The organism is Nostoc sp. (assembly GCF_036917155.1).
Classification (GTDB): Bacteria; Cyanobacteriota; Cyanobacteriia; order Cyanobacteriales; family Nostocaceae; genus Nostoc.
This window is the reverse complement of sequence record NZ_JBALDZ010000107.1, coordinates 43,377-61,211: the sequence shown is the minus strand read 5'-3', so window position 1 is coordinate 61,211 and position 17,835 is coordinate 43,377. Positions and strand designations below refer to the sequence as shown.

Genomic DNA, 17,835 nt, shown 5'->3' with positions numbered 1-17,835 from the left:
TTTTGATCTTTTTCTTCTGGACTCATGCTTGAACACTACCATCTTTCTTCCCTCATGGGAATATTCCTGACATTCCTACCTGGGCAGTTACCTTTTATCGTAATATTAAAATTAATAGACTACCTTATCTCCAAACTTTTATAGTCTGTTCAACTAACACCGCTATAATTTATAATTTTTCTATCCAAGATGTTGTAAATATGCAAATTGTCTCCTAACTCTAGCTGTAGTAGATGAGTGAAATTTACTCATCTACTACTTTCTCCACTGAAATTTCAAAACTTCCCAACAAATTCACATGAAGAACAACTCTTCATTTGGCGCTGATTACAAGCTGGCTTGCGCCGTAGGCATCGCTTTTTATATTGAAGCCACCGTATATTAATGGCAATGTGCTTTTTTGGTCAGGTTAGCCAGTAAATTAGAAGTAGGGCGTAAAAAAATAAACTCAATGAAAGCAATGTCTAACGACAGGCCGCAAGCCGTCTGCGCTTCTGATTTTGCATCTATCGTCGGCGAAGAAAATGCTGTTTGTCTTTGGGAAAATATCGAACTCAGTCAGCAAAAACGTATCCAACAGGCTATAGCTTCTGAGAAGTTTCCCAGTTGTATTGTCTATCCTCGCACTCAAAAACAGCTAGCCGCAGTCATTGCCAAAGCTCACACAAATAACTGGCGCGTCCTCCCCTGTGGTAGTGGTAGTAAACTTAACTGGGGTGGTTTAGCCAAAGGTATTGATGTTGTAGTCAGTACAAAACGCATCAACCAACTGATAGAACACGCTGTTGGCGATTTGACTGTTACGGTAGAAGCTGGGATGAAATTCTCCGACTTGCAAGCACTTTTAGCAAAGTCGCGGCAATTTCTCGCCCTTGACCCCACTGCACCAGAGTCGGCAACCATTGGCGGTATTGTTGCCACAGGTGATACAGGTTCTCTGCGACAACGCTATGGTAGTGTGCGCGACCAGTTACTAGGTATTACCTTTGTGCGTGCTGATGGAGAAATTGCTAAAGCTGGGGGAAGAGTAGTTAAAAATGTTGCCGGATATGACTTGATGAAGTTGCTTACGGGGTCTTATGGCACATTAGGCTTTATTAGTCAACTAACTTTTCGCCTGTATCCGCTAGCAGAGGCATCGGGGACGGTGGTACTAACTGGGAAAGCTGAGGCTGTATCTCAAGCGGCTGATATTCTTCGAGGTTCGGCGTTAACACCAGTGCAGGCTGATTTGCTATCAACTAAATTGGTATCTAGTTTGGGGTTGGGTCAAGGACTAGGATTAATTGCTCGCTTTCAAAGTATTAGTGAAAGTGTTAAAGAACAGTCAAACCGAGTTTTGGAAGTTGGGCAAAAGTTGGGTTTAGATGGGGCAATTTTTGCCGATGGTGACGAAGCTAATCTATGGCAGAGATTGCAAGAACGAATACATACTTCTGCTACAGAATCGGTAATTACCTGCAAAATAGGAGTGTTACCTACTGCTGCTGTGGAGATTTTGACTGAGGTGGAGTTAGGTTTGATTCATATTAGTAGTGGTTTAGGCTTGTTACAATTAGAGAGTAAAAATCAAGTTTTGAAAATCCGCGATCAGCTACATTCTAGTGGAAGCGATGCCTACGGCGGGCTGCGCCTACGCACTCAAGCTAATAGAGGTTTTTTAACAATTTTGTCAGCACCAATAGGGGTTAAAGAACAAATAGAAGTTTGGGGTTATACGGGGAATGCTTTGCCATTGATGCGCCGTATTAAGGAACAGTTTGATAGTAAGAATATTTTAAGTCCTGGTCGGTTTGTGGGTGGAATTTAGTTTTAAGAGAACGAACCGCAAAGGACGCAAAGGACGCAAAGGAAGAGGGGAAAGGGAGAAATATGCAAGTTTCAGAAAATTCTGTTAATAATACAGCTAGTTTAAAAAATTTGAAGGGGTTTGATGTTAATCATCCACCTGACCCGAAGTTGATTGATAGTTGTGTACATTGCGGATTTTGTCTCTCAACTTGTCCTAGTTATCGGGTGCTTGGCAAGGAGATGGATTCTCCTAGAGGACGTATCTATTTAATGGATGCAATTAATGAGGGTGAAATTGCTCTCAATACGGCAACAGTAGAACATTTTGATTCTTGTTTGGGGTGTCTTGCTTGTGTCAGTACTTGTCCTTCTGGTGTGCAATACGACAAGTTAATTTCTGCAACTCGTCATCAAGTTGAACGGAATTATCCCCGCAGTTTATCAGACCAATTTTTTCGGAAATTGATCTTTTCTCTGTTTCCCTATCCCAATCTTTTACGGGTTTTACTAATTCCGTTGTTAGTTTATCAAAAGTTGGGGTTTGCCAAATTATTTCGTAGTACGGGCTTACTCAATAAAATATCGCCCCGTTTGGCAGCAATGGAATCAATTCTGCCAGAAATTACTCTCAAATCTTTTGAAGATAATTTTCCTACTATCATTCCTGCTAAAGGTGAGAAGCGCTACCGAGTTGGAGTAATTTTGGGTTGCGTCCAACGACTGTTTTTCTCTTCCGTAAATGAAGCAACAGTAAGGGTTTTAACTGCTAATGGTTGTGAAGTTGTGATTCCGAAATCTCAAGGTTGTTGTGCGGCGCTTCCTGAACACCAAGGACAAACAGAACAGGCAAAAGCTTTAGCAAGGCAAATGATTGATAGTTTTGCCAAGACCGATGTAGATTTTGTAATTATCAATGCTGCTGGTTGCGGTCATACTTTGAAAGAATACGGGCATATTTTAGAAGATGACCCAGAATATCGGGAAAAAGCAAAGGATTTTGCCGCTAAAGTTAAAGATGCTCAAGAATTTTTGGCAACTGTTGGCTTAACAGCAAAACTATCGCCGTTGACTGATAAGCCTTTGAATTTAGTTTATCAAGATGCTTGTCATTTATTGCATGGACAAAAGATTAGCGTCCAACCGCGTCAGATATTGCGGCAAATTCCAGGGGTGAAGTTGAGAGAACCAATAGATGCAGCTTTGTGTTGTGGCAGTGCGGGAGTCTATAATATGCTGCAACCAGAAGTTTCTGAAGAATTGGGTCGGCAAAAAGTAGAGAATTTGTTGAATACTGGTGCTGAGTTAATTGCTTCTGCTAATCCTGGGTGTACTTTGCAGATTACTAAACATTTGCAGTTGCAAGGTAAAAAGATTTCAGTCATTCACCCAATGGAGTTGTTAGATTATTCGATTCGCGGTGAAAAGCTGAAATTGTAGATATTTCTTGGGGGGGTGGACATCTGTCCGCTCTTGGTTGTAGGCAGGTTAAATCAGTGAGAGAAACAGACATATTACGGGGCTGTGGACTATCTAGAACGACAATTACTGCTTAAAGCTTATCTTGCACTTAAGCAACTCTAACTTTTTGTTAGACTTGTAGTACAGCGTTTTGTAAGCGATCGCGCGCCTCTAAAATTACTACCAACTCTCTGGCTTGAATGCGATCGCCCTCTTTGACTAGTGTTCTGGATTTTTAATGAAGTTTAGCTATAGTTCTTAACTATCTGTGCTAGCCTGGAATACTTAAACTAGGCTGTTATTTTTTAGCCTCTGTATCTAGCCAACCGTAATTATTAAACTGATATTAAATGTTTGAGAGATTAAATTATGAAATCCTCTTTCATCACCTTAGCCGTTGTGATTAGCGCACTTACTCTTTCCCAGAGTGCCTATGGCAACGAAGAGAATATTCACAATACAACCAGCGATCGCAATCAGGCTGAAGTTTTATTGACACAACCAGCCACGATTAACAGTACATGGAATAATTTTATCGGACAGACTAATCATCCCAAACAAACTGCTGAATCAGTTTCGCTAGTCCGAGAGCGAGGATGCCCAAAAATTAACCCGCTTGAGTTAATCAATGACCCAGGCTCTTTTTTTAAGCAATGTCAGCAGCCAACAAATACCCAAAGTTCTCAAAGTACAGAGCCAATTGAGTACTTCAAGGTTCCTAAACTGGATTCTGGTACTGGTATTAGTGTGACAGTTACTCAGTTTTAATATATAAACTTTTTTAACAAGAGATAACTAATTCTTGGTAGTGTAATTTATCTCAATAATTTACGCTCAAACATGGATGAAATATTTATCAGAAAAATGGGTTTAAAACCCCGTGCTTCTAGCACGGCTTTAATTAATTTGTATTCTTACAGAAAGTCTGATATAATGTAAGAATGACACAACGCAGTTTTAAGTATCGATTCTATCCAACTTTTGAGCAAGAAACCTTGCTCAAAAGAACGATGGGTTGCGCTCGATTAGTTTACAACCGTGCCCTCGCCGCGAGGACAGAAGCATGGTATGAGAAAAGCGAGCGTGTCGGATATGAAAAAACATCAACCATGCTGACTAACTGGAAAAAGCAAGAAGACTTGCAGTTTCTGAATGATGTCAGTAGTGTGCCATTACAGCAAGGGTTGCGACACCTGCAAACCGCTTTTACTAATTTCTTTGCAGGTCGGGCTAAATACCCAAACTTCAAAAAAAAGCACAACGGCGGGAATGCAGAATTTACCAAGGCAGCTTTTAAGTTTAGAGATGGGCAAGTATTTCTTGCTAAAAGTCCTACAGCGTTAGCTATTCGTTGGAGCCGACAGCTGCCACAAGGCGCAGAACCTTCTACTATTTCGGTGAAACTCTCACCGAATGGCCGCTGGACTGTTTCAATCTTGGTAGACGTTGAGATTCAAAGATTGCCTGAATCTGCTAAACAAGTTGGCATTGACTTGGGTATCAGCAGTTTAGTTGCCTTGAGTACAGGCGAAAAAATTGCTAATCCCAAGGGATTTAAGGCAAAAAAAGCGAAATTGCGTAAAGCGCAAAAATCTTTGAGTCGTAAACAGAAAGGGTCTAACAATCGCCATAAAGCAAGGGTCAAGGTTGCTATTGTCCACGCCCAAATTAGCGATGCACGAAATGATTTTCTTCACAAGTTGACAACTCGATTGGTTCGAGAAAACCAATTGATAGCAGTCGAGGATTTGTCTGTGAAGAATATGGTGAAAAACAGAAAACTCGCTCTCTCAATTAGTGATGCTAGTTGGGGGGAACTCGTGAGACAACTTGAATATAAATGCGACGCGGCAGGTCGTAATTTTGTCAAGATTGACAGATGGTTCCCCAGTTCTAAGCGATGTGGGCATTGTGGTTATGTCGTTGATAAGTTGTCTCTGAATATCAGAGAGTGGGATTGCCCAAAATGCGGTACACATCACGATAGGGATATTAACGCAAGTAAGAATATTTTGGCTGCGGGACTCGCAGTTTCAGTCTGTGGAGCGAACGTAAGACCTGATAGCCTTAAGGTTAAAGGGCAGTTGCGTAAAACCCCTGGGGGAAAGAAACAGAAACCTAATCCGTGAGGCTTAGGAATCCCCGGCATAAATGCCGGGGAGGATGTCAAGCTGGCTGCTTTAACTCAAAGCAGAAAAGCTTTGTCGGAATGTTTGCCAAATCCACCAGTCGGCTGTGTAATTGTAGATGCTCAAGAAATAGTAGCTCAAGGATACACGCGGATACCGGGAAAACACCATGCTGAGGCTGATGCACTTCAACAGATTCAAGGCAAAGCTTTCAACTTCTTGAAAATGTATGTCACTCTTGAACCTTGTTCTTTTCATGGACGCACACCATCATGTGCTTTAGCGATCGCTGAAGATCGTCGAATACATGAAATATATGTATCTATAGTTGATCCAGACCCCCGCAACAATAGACATCTCCAGAAATTAAATATGCGTTACCCATAACCCTTGTAGAGACGTAGCACTGCTACGTCTCTACATTCTTTTTCGGAGATGTCTAATGGTCAAGGATTAGATATTCTCAGAAAAGCAGGAAAAACGGTTAATGTCGGATTATGCGCCAATGAAGTGAATGCTTTTCTTAGCCAATATCTACGAAAGTGATGGCAATACTGTTCGATTAAGGCAAGAGACGCGATGAATCGCCGTCAAGACAAAAGACTGATCATTGTCTTGACCAAGCCCCTTCGGGGCGGGAACAGGGAAGAGGGAACAGGGAACAGTGCAAGAATTAGCCCCGAAGATTTAGGGTACAAGCCCCTAAATTTATTTATGAAAGAAATAAAAACATTTTTTAAGGGGACGCGTAGCGCAAGAAAAAATACGTCCTTGTACAAATCCCCTAATTTTAATTATGGGGATTTCCCTGTTCCCTGTTGCCCGTTCCCTGTTCCCTTTTAAGGCGATTTATCGCGTCTTTGTGTTATCGCATCTTTAGCGATCTAGAATTTTCATCAAAAAACCTTAACCGAACCGTATTGGAAGTGGGAGGCATAACAGTCAACTACCCACTTCAATTAAAATATTGGTGGCAATCGCGGGTGTTCCCGATCTTGCCAAGTATTATCCTTGGTGTTAGTGTTACCACTGTTACTACTTTTAGTCTAGAAAATGTTTCCAGGAGTAATTACATTGATAATACTAAACTTCATGCGGATATCTGCGTGCAGTATGACTCAAGGGCAATTGTGGCAGATACCTGCATCTTGGTCATCCTAAATCCCTAATTACAAGTACTTAACCGGACTCCAAAAGAAAGCTATTCTTTCGCGGAGGAACAAGAAAAGTGCTTGCTTTCATCCTTAGCGATCGCCTCCTACGTACCTAGCTTCAGATGATTGGATTATCTAGCAAAAAAATAGAGATGAAAAATAGGCATTTTATATTTAATTTTTACTCAATGAGAATTACATGGAAGTATCAGCAGACTATTAACACTCCAATAAATAATTGTTTATGATTAAATAAATATGACTTATCTCGATAGTTCCTGTTAGTAATTTATTCCTGGGATCGCAAAATCATTTTTCGGTAAAATTTTTGTTTTTTTTTAGGAACTAAATTGAATAATTAAACTAAAACATAATTGTGTTTGGAAATGTGCAAAAATCTAGAAAAAAGGAGTGTAATTACTTCCAAGGATATACCGATCGTATCTTTAGGCAATTGATTTGTGACTGCTGATGATGTTATTATTAATGGGTGGGTTGATTTTGGGTTTATTATCTCCAACAATTGACTTGTAATGTATCATAGACCAGAATTCATCAGTATTGCCAATTGATTGATTAGCAGTGTGAAATGGCTATGGGTCTGAATATCTAGACTTGATACCAATAAATTGATGAGGTTACAGAGGAGCAAATAACCATGAGCAACTTAACATCTCCACATACCGAAGTTCAAAAAACGAAGAAAAAAAGTTTAGCCGCAGATAAAAAACCTCGAGCTACAGATGATATTGTGCGTAGTTATCTGCAAGAGATCGGGCGTGTAGATTTGTTGACTCGCGAACAAGAGGTTATTTTTGCCCAACACGTGCAGCAGATGATGAATTTACTAGCTGCTAAAGAAGAATTGGCTGTGAAATTAAACCACGAACCCACGCTGCAAGAATGGGCAGATCAGGTGGAGTCAAGCGTTGAGGTGCTAGAGCAACAGCTAAGTCAAGGACACCAAGCCAAGCAGAAAATGATTCAGGCTAATCTCCGGTTAGTGGTAGCTGTGGCGAAAAAATACCAGCACCGCAACCTGGAATTTATGGATTTAATTCAAGAAGGTACTTTGGGTTTAGAGCGAGGTGTGGATAAATTTGATCCTGCTCTTGGTTATAAGTTTTCTACCTACGCTTACTGGTGGATTCGTCAAGGAATCACACGAGCGATCGCTCAACAAGGACGGACAATTCGTTTACCGATCCACGTCTTTGAGAAACTGAATAAAATTAAGCGGGTACAGCGAGAATTATCTCAACAGTTAGGTCGTGTTCCTACTACTGCTGAAATTGCCACCGCGTTATCTTTGACACCTAGTCAAGTTAGAGAGTGTTTATACTTGGCGCGTCAACCCTTCTCCTTAGAAGCGCGAGTTGGTGAACAACAAGATACAGAATTGCAAGACATCCTGGAAGATGATGGCCCTTCTCCCGAAGATTACGCCGTTGAAGAATCTCTCCACCAAGACTTACAAGACTTGTTGGCAAAACTGTCTCCCCAGCAGCGAGAAATATTAACCTTGCGTTTTGGTCTGACTGATGGCTATGAACTTTCTTTAGCACAAATTGGCGATCGCATGGGCATTAGTCGAGAACGAGTGCGTCAAATAGAGCAAAAAGCTCTCAGTCTCCTCAGACGCCAGAAGGAACAAGTACGTAGTTATTTAGCTAGCTAGCTGAAGTTATTTTTTCATAATGTAGGGCATTTGAACTCAGGAAGTCACCATCATGACTGATAAAATTCAGTCATTTTGGGAGAAAATAAATCTAAGTAATCTCTCTCAAATATCTGATATGAGTACATCAAAGACAGTGCAACAATTGCAAGCACAATGGGTGAATTCTGAAAACTTTCGACCTTATGGACAGGTGATTTTTGCAAGTCTTGATGGTAAAACTTACGATGGAGAAGATGCCCAGTTAAGCCTGCAAAACGGAATTCCACGATTTTATATTATGCGGTTGCAGAAGAGAGGGCGAAAGTTTCACAAAATTACTCGCCATGTCGAATGCACTCAATGTCTGGGTTCTTTGGAAGGGAAGGATTGGTTAATGGCAGTTTGTCCTCCTGATAATGATGTGAATGAACCGGCATTAGATGAGATTGCTGCTTTCCGCATTCCGGGGAATTGTTTTATCAAGCTACATGAGGGTACTTGGCACGCTGGGCCCCATTTTGACTATGAAGCTGTGGATTTTTATAATTTGGAACTAGCTGATACAAATGTCGTAGATCATTTCAGTCATGATTTTCTCAAAAGTCATCAATTAGAGTTTGAGATGGTTTAGATAATACAATTTTGGATTTTAGATTTCAGCTTACTACCTGTCCCTTTCCTTATCCCGAACTCAGCAAAAAAAATTGTAGGTTGGGTGGAGCGGAGCGCAACCCAACATATATCAGGATGTTGGCTTTGGCAAAGCCTCCACCCAACCTACAATTTTTACAACATTTTAGCCTTGTCACACTACTACATATACTTATACTTAGATTTTTTCAGGAATCAAATAGGATTCCTATATCAATACGGTTCGATTAAGGCAAGAGACGCGATAAATCGCCTCGGTTAAGGCAAGAGACGCGATAAATCGCCGTCTCTACAATAATCAGTTCTTCGTCTTGACGGCGATTTATCGCGTCTTTGTGATCTAGAATTTTCATCAAAAAACCTTAACCGAACCGTATTGGGACTACTATTTGATTTTTGAAAAGATACGTAGTCGCGTATCAAGGCTAAAATGTTGCAAAAAATTGTAGGTTGGGTGGAGGCTTTGCCAAAGCCAACAGATATCAGGATGTTGGGTTGCGCTCCGCTCCACCCAACCTACGTCTAAGAAAAAAGCAGAAAACATTGATTTATCTCAATTTTCTCAAAAATCTATTGCAACATTTTAGCCTTGTCATGCTACTACATATACTTAGATTTTTTCAGGAATCAAATCGGATTCCTAATTATCACCAATAATCCCCACCGAACTCACGAGTTAAGGGTGGGGAATTGCACTATAACGTTAACCCAAGGCGGATTTTAAATCACTTTCCGCTTGTCCTAACGCATCTGGTAATTTACTTGCATCGCGTCCGCCTGCTTGGGCTAAGTTTGGTCTTCCACCACCGCCGCCGCCGCAAATTTTAGCGATCGCACCGACAAATTTACCGGCTTGCAGTCCTTTTTTGTTCACTTCTGGACTAAAAGCTGCAACTATACTAACTTTCCCTGCTTCCGGAACAGAACCCAGTACCACTGCACCGTTACCGATTTTTTGCAACAAGCGTTCGGCTGCGGTTTTCAATGATTCTGCATCAACATCTTCTAATTGGGCGACAATAATTTTATGGCCGCCTACGGTTTCTGCTGTTTGTAGTAAGCTATCAGATTTAGCGATCGCTAATTGTACCTTTAAGGTTTCTAATTCTTTCTGGCTATTTCTGAGTTCGCTTTGCAGACTTGTGATTCTGTCTGGTAATTCTTCAGGTTTAACTTTAAAGCGATCGCTCAAATCTTTAACTACTTTATCCCGCAGATTGAGATAATCTAATATTGCTGGCCCCGATACGGCTTCAATGCGCCGCACCCCAGAAGCTACGCCAGCTTCAGAAATAATCTTGAACACGCCAATTTCAGCAGTGTTACTCACATGAGTTCCACCGCATAGTTCCATTGAGACGCTAGGGAAGTCAATCACCCGCACTTCCTCGCCGTATTTTTCACCGAACATCGCAACAGCACCCCTAGCTTTCGCCTCTGCTAAAGGTAGTACTTCCACATTCGCAGCAGTGGCTCCAGCAATCCAAGTGTTCACCTGTTCCTCAATTTGTTGGACTTCTTCTACTGTCAACGCACGGGGACAATTGAAGTCAAAGCGCAATCTGTCAAAGGAAACTAGAGAACCTGCTTGAGATATGCCCTCATCAACAATTTTCTTCAAAGCCGCTTGCAATAGGTGCGTTGCGGTATGGTTAGCTTGGGCGCGACGGCGACAAGCGGGATCGATTTGGGCTGTAACATTATCGCCTACGCGCAGTGTACCGCGTTCGATGCGTCCGGAGTGAACAAAGAAATCAGACTCTTTCTTCACATCTTCCACTCGAACAACGATACCATCACCAGAGATATAACCGCGATCGCCGATTTGTCCCCCAGATTCAGCATAAAATGGCGTTTTGTCAAGGACAATTTGTACCTGTGTCCCCGCTTCTGCTTCTTCTTGGGAAACACCTTCTACCAAAATCGCTTCAACTTTTGCCGTTGTCGCAGGTTGGGTATATCCGATAAATTCGGTGGCGTGGATGTGTTCTGCTAGTTTGTCGAGGGAACCTTGTACAGTTAAATCGATGGTTTCATGTGCTGCTTTAGCACGTTCCACCTGCTTTTGCATTTCGATATTGAATCCCGCGTCATCGACTGTCAGATTATTTTCCTCGGCAACTTCTTGAGTCAGTTCAAGGGGAAATCCGTAGGTATCATAGAGGGTAAATGCACTTTCACCGCTAATCTGAGTTTCCCCTCGCTGTTTCACCTCTTGGATGATTTCTTCTAGAAGTTTTTCGCCTCTATCCAGAGTTCTGAGGAAATTCGATTCTTCCCGTTGCAACTCAGCTTTAATTGCTGCTTCCCGTTGGCGCACATTAGGGTAAGCTGATTCTGAAAGAGCGATCGCAGTTTCAGCAACTTGGGTAGTAAATTCGCCAGAAATCCCAATTAATCGCCCATGACGCACCACCCGCCGAATTAATCGCCGCAGCACATAACCTCTTCCCACATTGGAAGCGCGGATTTCATCAGCAATCATGTGGATAACAGCCCGAATATGATCGCCAATTACTTTTAAGGAAGTTTTAGTTTTTTCATCACTGCTGTGGTAATCAACACCAGCAATTTGCCCTGCTGTTTGGATAATTGGGAAAATCAGGTCAGTTTCGTAGTTATTGGGCACTTTTTGGAGAATTTGCGCCATTCGATCCAAACCCATGCCGGTGTCGATATTCTTGTTTTGCAGTGGCGTTAAATTCCCAGAAGCATCCCGGTTATACTGCATGAAGACGAGGTTGTAAAACTCGATGAATCGGGTATCGTCTTCTAAATCGATATTTTCCTCACCGCGTTCTGGGTGGAAGTCGTAATAAATTTCCGAACAAGGGCCGCAAGGGCCAGTGGGGCCAGATACCCAAAAGTTATCATCTTCGCCCAAGCGCTTAATTCTCGCTACCGACACGCCAATTTGATCGCGCCAAATCTCAAAGGCTTCATCATCATCTTCAAAAACACTGACGACGAGATTTTGAGGGGAAAAGCCAAAGACTTGCGTAGAGATTTCCCAACCCCAAGCGATCGCTTGTTCTTTAAAATAATCACCAAAGCTGAAATTGCCCAACATCTCAAAAAACGTGTGATGCCGTTTGGTGCGTCCGACATTTTCAATGTCGTTGGTACGGATACACTTTTGCGAAGTCGTAGCCCGCTTAAATTCTGGTGTGCGCTGCCCCAAGAATATTGGTTTAAATGGTAGCATCCCCGCGATCGTCAGCAGCACGGTTGGGTCTTCTGGCACGAGGGAAGCACTTGGGAGAATTTGGTGTTCCCGTTGGGCAAAGAAGTCGAGAAATATGTTGCGAATTTCGTTACCGCTTAGGTACTGGGGATTTGAAGACATAGGTGTGTTTAACTTCAGACTTAGGCGTAGCGGCACTAAGTAAGTGTATTTTCATAAATAGCTTTATATATTCTTGCATTTTGTTTCATCTTACTGCCAGTGAATTTTGCCAGTCAGTAAGCAAAATACAGTGATTAGGACGCTTTTACACCATAATCTGACTCTGGTGGGATGCACAAATAGATTTCAATGGTTAATATTAATCCTTAAGAAATACTTTAAATTTTTCATACTGAGGTAACAAATGGCACTAAAACTGAAGGTATCAAATATTGCTTGTGAGGGATGTGCAGATACAATTACTGAGTCCATCCATGTTATGGAACCTGATGCCAAGGTGGATGTCGATGTTAACGCTAAAACTGTCACGGTGGAATCCGCAGCTTCCGAGGAGTCAATCAAACAGGTAATTGTTGCTGCTGGTTACACTGTTGAAGGTTATTGATTGAGTTCTAACTTTTAGCATAAGTTTCGATTTTAATATCTCAGGCGACGCTAACAAAATTTTTCTTATAAAAGCCTATTTCCTCAAGAAAAAGGCTGAAGTAGTCTATGGGAAATAATACTTATAATTCAATGAAAAGATTCTGGCTTTGATAATTCAATAAAAAAACTTTATAATTTCTTTATTTTTCTACATATAAAGAATTTTAGCTGCCTGATGTAACGGTTATTATGAACTATTTATTTTGGTATTTTTCTCAGGAAAATAGCACTTGAGAAACTACATAAATAGGTTTTGTACCTCCAAATAATATTCAGTATTTTTACTGTTTTAAAAACAAACTGTAAAGAAGACATTAGTTGTCAGAAGAAGATATTTCAGAAACCGTAATAGTAAAAATACAGCCTGAAAAGGAGATTAAGCTTGGAAAATCACCGTAAAATCGGCGTTCAAAAAATCATATATCAAAAAATATAACTAAGCCTGAAACATTATATTTAGTATTAGGCAACAAGGGCAGTAAGTTACTCAAGTTAATCTATTGAAAATTTAAATAGGATAAAAAATAAACCAATGAAGATTTCTACTCTGGTCTTTGGAAAAAATAATTTTATCGCCACACTTCCAGATCAGATCCGTTATGCAACTGCTTTTAATGTAGAAGTTATAGACAATCTGAATCAGGCAGTGTCGCGAATTAAAATGACGCCTCCTGATATCATACTGGTACAGGCTAGCCTAGATGACAGTATGGAATTGTGTAATTGGTTGAAAGACCAGACAAAACTATCATGGATATACTGTATTCTCTTCGAGGATCGTTCCCAGCAGCTTATTGATCGAAACAAGGGTTGGCATCGGGAATTGGAGATGAGTGCTGCGGCACTAAAACAAGGAGCCGATGCTTATATTTGGCATCTGATTGAAGATAAAACAGACCATAGCTTGGCAGAGTTGACCGCCAATCATGGCCTAATACTTGCTCAATTGACAGTTGGCTTGCGGAAAGCCCAAAAATATCGAGATTTGATTCGGACAAATGATATGCTATCTGCGATCGCCTTAGCCGATTCATTGACAGAATTAAATAATCGTCGTGCTTTAGAATGGGACTTACCCAGACAAATTCAAAGAGCCAGGACTCAAAAAACTTCCCTGAGTTTGATTATTCTGGATGTAGATCATTTTAAGAAAGTTAACGATACTCATGGGCATTTAGTAGGCGATCGCATCTTGCAAATATTATGCCAGCGCTTGCGCCACAATCTGCGCTGTCAAGATACAGCATTCCGCTATGGTGGCGAAGAATTTGTGGTTCTTCTGGCTAACACTAGCGATGACGAAGCACTATTAGTAGCCCGTCGTCTCAATCGCGTAGTCAGCGACGAACCATTTGCACTCAATAATAAACTGACAATTAATATCACCATTAGTCTAGGCACAGCCTCTCTGCAAGCTGAGGATGATGAGCAAGGAGAGAGTCTACTGTATCGTGCCGATCAATGGCTGTTACAGGCTAAAACTTCTGGGCGTAATCGGGTTATTGACTCAAACTACTTATCTCATCATGCCTCACATTTGAAAGCTGTTTCTTCTTAAAAGTGGGCATTGAGAATGAATTGGTTTTTGAAATTAGTCCTAAATATTAGACATCTCCGAAAAAGAATGTAGAGACGTAGCACTGCTACGTCTCTACAAGGGTTCTGGGTAACGCATCTTTAATTTCTGGAGATGTCTATTGCATGAGGCGGACAACTGTTCGACCTTGCAGCCTACCAAGCTATCCGACTCGGTTTTTATATTTGGAGGTCGTCATTAACCTCACTGGATTAGGCCTGGACTATATCTTCTTTCGAGAGGTGTGAGTAAATCATCTCCAATAAAATAATTAAGTACTGGCTCTTGATGATTGCTGCTATCAATAATGGTATTAATTAACCAGAGTGTATCAGGACATTTGATTTTACAATATATCAGTGATTTCAAAATCTCATGGTCAATACTAGGAAAATATTTACGAATATCAGATTGCAGAACATAACGGCTAGAACGAGCAAATTTAGTAAAACGACGTAAAGCGCGATGAGAGCCAAAACCAACACGATTGGCGTAGGAATCGCTGATAAATGTACGTTCAAATATGGGAACAATGACGTTACACAGAGCATGATGTACAACTCTGTCACGATAAGGAGCCGCTGAAATCATTCGCGGTTTTGGTTCAAAAATTTGAAATGTGGTGTAGTTTCCAGGAGAGTATGTTTTTGACTGTAATTCTTCTTGTAGTTGAAATAACTCTTGCTCTAGATTGTAGTTAAACTCTAAAACATTTTCTCGAAAACGTTTACCCCGTTGTGCTTGCTGGGCGGCTGATAGTAAATTTTCAAATACTATAATTTCATTCCAGAGATTTCCATATCGTTTCATTTAAATTAACCCACGCAGGTGGGTTTTGTCTGTATAGCCGCGATTTCTAATCGCCTGGTTTATTAATAATTTCATTGCCAAGTTGCTGGTGGAATATTTGTTAATTGGAAATACCTGGTTTAATTTTTTGCTGTTTTATCCATCCACCCAAATCGATGCCAATATCATTTAAAAGTTTTTGAGCATATTCATAACGCTCTATCTTAATTAAGTTAAATTCTAAAAGCAGGCGAGTTTGATAGCGTAAAATATCTAGCTTACTATTCAATAATTCTAAATGGGCTAATTTTTGTTTAGCATACCGTGCTACGATCAGAACATCTAATCAAATAAACCAAAGGGGTTTGCAAAAAATTTCCCCACATCTGTTGTTTGCTCACGATATTCACCCTTTGGCCCCTGAGCATAATTACCTGGGTATACTTTTCCCTGATAATCCCAGTCTGTCCCCCGATAATTCGCTAAATCCGTTGTAATCGTTTCGCCAAAATAAAACGGCGTAGTCGTTCCCGCCCGGCAAGCATATTCCCATTCTGCTTCACTGGGTAAGCGATAGATTGTCTCAGTCTTTTTAGATAGCCGAGCGCAAAACTCAATTGCATCATCCCAAGAAACCTGTTCAACAGGTCGATTAGCACCTTTAAAATAGGATGGGTCGGGATTTAAATCAATACTAACCTTGGGTAAAGCAGCAACGGCTTTCCATTGACTCTGAGTTACTGGAAATTTCCCCATGAAAAAGGGTTGAATGGTAACTTGGTGCTGTGGACTTTCATCGCTAAGTCTTTCTGGCTCACTCTCTGGCGAACCCATAAGAAATTGACCACCAGGAATTGCAACTATTTCCAGAACTACGCCATTACCCAAACTTTCTGTAAAAAACTCGACGCGTCCCCGACTGCGGTTGATGGGTTGTCCCTGAACATTCACCGTCACTATATCAAACTCAAATTGATTGGCTTGATTTTGTTTAATGGGTTCGGGTAATGGAGTTGGTTTTGGTTGACCAATAATCCGCGCTTCTATTGATGCTACATCTTCATCTCTCAAACCTAAATGTTGCTGATAGTCTCTTAGGTCTTTTAAAGTTGTTTCACTTAGGCTCGACTCACTTTCAATTGTCTCAGCCAGTGTTGCCTCGTACTCTTCTAATTTTCTCTGATATTCTCGATATGGTTGTTGAACTTCAGCTTCAATAGCATCAGCAACATCAGGAGTAAGGTTGAAAGTCAGACGCAATGAATTTAACAGGCGACGGGCTGGAATGGTAAACCTACCAGCGCGATTCAGCCGTTCTACTTCCTTGCGATATTTCAAGCTAGGGTCATCCTTGGGCGACTTTGCCAGAAAAATCCGATAACCATCTTTAAAAGGATAAAATTCTGGTGTCATAGCGGGGGATGCTTCTTGCACTTTGCTTTTCGCATACCGATGCAACTCATCTACCGCAATCAAGCCATCTCCGTCTATATCCGCTGCACCTTTCTCAATTCCTTCTACCAGATAGTGAGTGTAAACTGAAAGTTCCAAGCCATCAGACTCAAAAGCATATTGCGTAGAAGTGGAAGCAGTGAGAATTGCCCTTCCCTCGCCTCCTAAATGCTGTTGCAGGTCAATAGTACCACCATCTTTAACTGTCAAACCCTTGGCAAAAGCACCACTAAAGCAGCAATCTAAAATTACCACCAGTCGCTTAGACTTGCTGTGGTTCATCCAACTATGTACATTTGTGGCTGCTACGGCTGAAGTGGGGATTAATTTTCCCTGATTTTTCCGCGTGATGGAAGTCGAGAAGTAAAAATCACCACTTTCGACTGTCACGCCATGACCAGAAAAATAGAAAAGCACCAAATCATCTTTCTGACAATTGGCATACAACTCATAAATAGCATTTTCCATCTCCTGCCGTTGGGGATTTTTCAGCACCTTAACATCCGCCTCGGCAAAACCACCCATTTCTGGGTTTACCAAAACTCGCTGCATCGCCTCAACATCGTTAACAGCATTTGGTAGTGGTGATAATCCTGGCTCATATTCACTAACCCCTATTAGCAGTGCGACTTTTGCCATCTAGCTGTTTGACTTATTATTCAAAAAATCTTGTGCTTTCTGTAGCGCAAATTCAAACTCTTCTCGACTGCTGGCTTCGATATTGAGTTCTCTGCCATCAGGCGCTTTCACCCCGATTTTAATTGGTTTGTTGCCGAAGCGATCGCTCAAAAATTTAAACAAACTCTTGATATTAGAAGCGTTAACTTGTGCTTTTAACAATCCCCATACAAAGCCGCTGATACTCTTTGTACCCTTGGGTGCGTTTTCCACTGCAACTAAATCTGCATCTTCTACCCCATCCACTTCTCTTAACTGAGGTAATAAATTTTCTACTTCTGTTTGCAATTCCTCATCCTCTAAACCCAGTTCAGCTAGAGAAATCGTCACCTGGACGTTAGATATCGCTGCCATGATGAATCCCTTAAGTTATTTTTTGGGTGTTTTTTAATGATTGTATTGGTTATTTTGGCTAGTTTCGTAAATATTCGGGGAGCGATGCCTACAGCAAAGACTATTGGTGTGAACATAAGCCTAGAAATAGCTTAACTGTTGGCTTCGTCACCCGCCTGGAACTAAAGTTCAAGGCTAATAGCTAAAGTCTACTCAAGTAGACTAAAGATTTTTGGTATATTTAGTTATCTCTTGATGACTTTTGCTATTTGCAAAGAACTTCAGTTACTTGCAAGACATGACTTTCACGTTAAGTTTACACCTATGGGCAA

General features: G+C 41.1%; 14 protein-coding genes and 2 pseudogenes. 10 read left to right on the top strand and 6 right to left on the bottom strand.

Features of this window, described 5'->3' with window-relative positions:
• Positions 1–451 precede the first annotated feature (451 nt).
• The 8 genes from V7K67_RS15500 (at position 452) to V7K67_RS15470 (ending at position 8,823) form a co-directional block, all read left to right on the top strand.
• Complete coding sequence (locus V7K67_RS15500; RefSeq protein WP_335167279.1) at positions 452–1,810, top strand: FAD-binding oxidoreductase; 1,359 nt, start codon at positions 452–454, stop codon at positions 1,808–1,810.
• Positions 1,811–1,872: 62 nt separating this feature from the next.
• The gene (locus tag V7K67_RS15495; RefSeq protein ID WP_334732704.1) at positions 1,873–3,228 is read left to right on the top strand and encodes a (Fe-S)-binding protein; all 1,356 of its coding nucleotides are present in this window, start codon (positions 1,873–1,875) and stop codon (positions 3,226–3,228) included.
• A gap of 390 nt (positions 3,229–3,618) precedes the next feature.
• Complete coding sequence (locus V7K67_RS15490) at positions 3,619–4,017, top strand: hypothetical protein (protein ID WP_334732705.1); 399 nt, start codon at positions 3,619–3,621, stop codon at positions 4,015–4,017.
• Between the two features lie 173 nt (positions 4,018–4,190).
• On the top strand, positions 4,191–5,378 hold the full coding sequence (locus V7K67_RS15485) for an RNA-guided endonuclease InsQ/TnpB family protein (protein ID WP_334732706.1): 1,188 nt from the start codon (positions 4,191–4,193) through the stop codon (positions 5,376–5,378).
• Between the two features lie 9 nt (positions 5,379–5,387).
• On the top strand, positions 5,388–5,765 hold the full coding sequence (locus V7K67_RS15480) for a deaminase (RefSeq protein ID WP_335167283.1): 378 nt from the start codon (positions 5,388–5,390) through the stop codon (positions 5,763–5,765).
• Between the two features lie 539 nt (positions 5,766–6,304).
• Entirely contained in the window at positions 6,305–6,547 is a 243-nt protein-coding gene (locus V7K67_RS34405; protein WP_442943842.1) for a DUF3172 domain-containing protein, read from the top strand.
• A gap of 643 nt (positions 6,548–7,190) precedes the next feature.
• Positions 7,191–8,210, top strand: a complete 1,020-nt coding sequence (locus V7K67_RS15475; RefSeq protein WP_334710399.1) for an RpoD/SigA family RNA polymerase sigma factor — start codon at positions 7,191–7,193, stop codon at positions 8,208–8,210.
• A 118-nt stretch (positions 8,211–8,328) separates the two neighbouring features.
• Entirely contained in the window at positions 8,329–8,823 is a 495-nt protein-coding gene (locus V7K67_RS15470) for an ureidoglycolate lyase (RefSeq protein ID WP_334732718.1), read from the top strand.
• Between the two features lie 247 nt (positions 8,824–9,070).
• On the opposite strand, the gene V7K67_RS15465 is transcribed toward V7K67_RS15470, so the two are convergent.
• A complete protein-coding gene (locus V7K67_RS15465) occupies positions 9,071–9,196 on the bottom strand; it encodes a hypothetical protein (protein WP_334710398.1) in 126 nt (41 codons plus the stop codon).
• Positions 9,197–9,546: 350 nt separating this feature from the next.
• Complete coding sequence (alaS, locus tag V7K67_RS15460) at positions 9,547–12,189, bottom strand: alanine--tRNA ligase (RefSeq protein ID WP_335167274.1); 2,643 nt, start codon at positions 12,187–12,189, stop codon at positions 9,547–9,549.
• Between the two features lie 244 nt (positions 12,190–12,433).
• Between alaS and V7K67_RS15455 the strand changes: the two genes are divergently transcribed.
• Complete coding sequence (locus V7K67_RS15455; protein WP_334710396.1) at positions 12,434–12,634, top strand: heavy-metal-associated domain-containing protein; 201 nt, start codon at positions 12,434–12,436, stop codon at positions 12,632–12,634.
• Positions 12,635–13,207: 573 nt separating this feature from the next.
• Positions 13,208–14,233: a GGDEF domain-containing protein gene (locus V7K67_RS15450; protein ID WP_334732708.1), complete on the top strand. Its 1,026-nt coding sequence runs from the start codon at positions 13,208–13,210 to the stop codon at positions 14,231–14,233.
• A 246-nt stretch (positions 14,234–14,479) separates the two neighbouring features.
• Here the strand turns inward: V7K67_RS15450 and V7K67_RS15445 are convergent.
• The 4 genes and pseudogenes from V7K67_RS15445 to V7K67_RS15430 all read right to left on the bottom strand — a co-directional run.
• Positions 14,480–15,061 (bottom strand): annotated as a pseudogene (locus V7K67_RS15445) (RNA-dependent DNA polymerase); the annotation flags it as partial.
• A gap of 100 nt (positions 15,062–15,161) precedes the next feature.
• A pseudogene (locus tag V7K67_RS15440) lies at positions 15,162–15,386 on the bottom strand (diversity-generating retroelement protein Avd); the annotation flags it as partial.
• Complete coding sequence (locus V7K67_RS15435) at positions 15,383–17,131, bottom strand: caspase, EACC1-associated type (protein ID WP_335167271.1); 1,749 nt, start codon at positions 17,129–17,131, stop codon at positions 15,383–15,385. The gene V7K67_RS15435 and the pseudogene V7K67_RS15440, both read right to left, overlap by 4 nt.
• Positions 17,132–17,524, bottom strand: a complete 393-nt coding sequence (locus tag V7K67_RS15430; protein WP_334710391.1) for a sugar ABC transporter permease — start codon at positions 17,522–17,524, stop codon at positions 17,132–17,134. It lies immediately after the preceding gene.
• Between the last annotated feature and the right edge of the window lie 311 nt (positions 17,525–17,835).

What these genes read in the sequence shown, in the direction of transcription:
- V7K67_RS15485 (WP_334732706.1), top strand. Translation starts at nt 4,191, where the DNA reads ATGACACAACGCAGTTTTAAGTATCGATTCTATCCAACTTTTGAGCAA.
- V7K67_RS15500 (WP_335167279.1), top strand. Translation starts at nt 452, where the DNA reads ATGAAAGCAATGTCTAACGACAGGCCGCAAGCCGTCTGCGCTTCTGAT.
- alaS (WP_335167274.1), bottom strand. Translation starts at nt 12,189, where the DNA reads ATGTCTTCAAATCCCCAGTACCTAAGCGGTAACGAAATTCGCAACATA.
- V7K67_RS15455 (WP_334710396.1), top strand. Translation starts at nt 12,434, where the DNA reads ATGGCACTAAAACTGAAGGTATCAAATATTGCTTGTGAGGGATGTGCA.
- V7K67_RS15430 (WP_334710391.1), bottom strand. Translation starts at nt 17,524, where the DNA reads ATGGCAGCGATATCTAACGTCCAGGTGACGATTTCTCTAGCTGAACTG.
- V7K67_RS15450 (WP_334732708.1), top strand. Translation starts at nt 13,208, where the DNA reads ATGAAGATTTCTACTCTGGTCTTTGGAAAAAATAATTTTATCGCCACA.
- V7K67_RS15495 (WP_334732704.1), top strand. Translation starts at nt 1,873, where the DNA reads ATGCAAGTTTCAGAAAATTCTGTTAATAATACAGCTAGTTTAAAAAAT.
- V7K67_RS15490 (WP_334732705.1), top strand. Translation starts at nt 3,619, where the DNA reads ATGAAATCCTCTTTCATCACCTTAGCCGTTGTGATTAGCGCACTTACT.
- V7K67_RS15470 (WP_334732718.1), top strand. Translation starts at nt 8,329, where the DNA reads ATGAGTACATCAAAGACAGTGCAACAATTGCAAGCACAATGGGTGAAT.
- V7K67_RS15475 (WP_334710399.1), top strand. Translation starts at nt 7,191, where the DNA reads ATGAGCAACTTAACATCTCCACATACCGAAGTTCAAAAAACGAAGAAA.
- V7K67_RS15435 (WP_335167271.1), bottom strand. Translation starts at nt 17,131, where the DNA reads ATGGCAAAAGTCGCACTGCTAATAGGGGTTAGTGAATATGAGCCAGGA.
- V7K67_RS15465 (WP_334710398.1), bottom strand. Translation starts at nt 9,196, where the DNA reads ATGAAAATTCTAGATCACAAAGACGCGATAAATCGCCGTCAAGACGAA.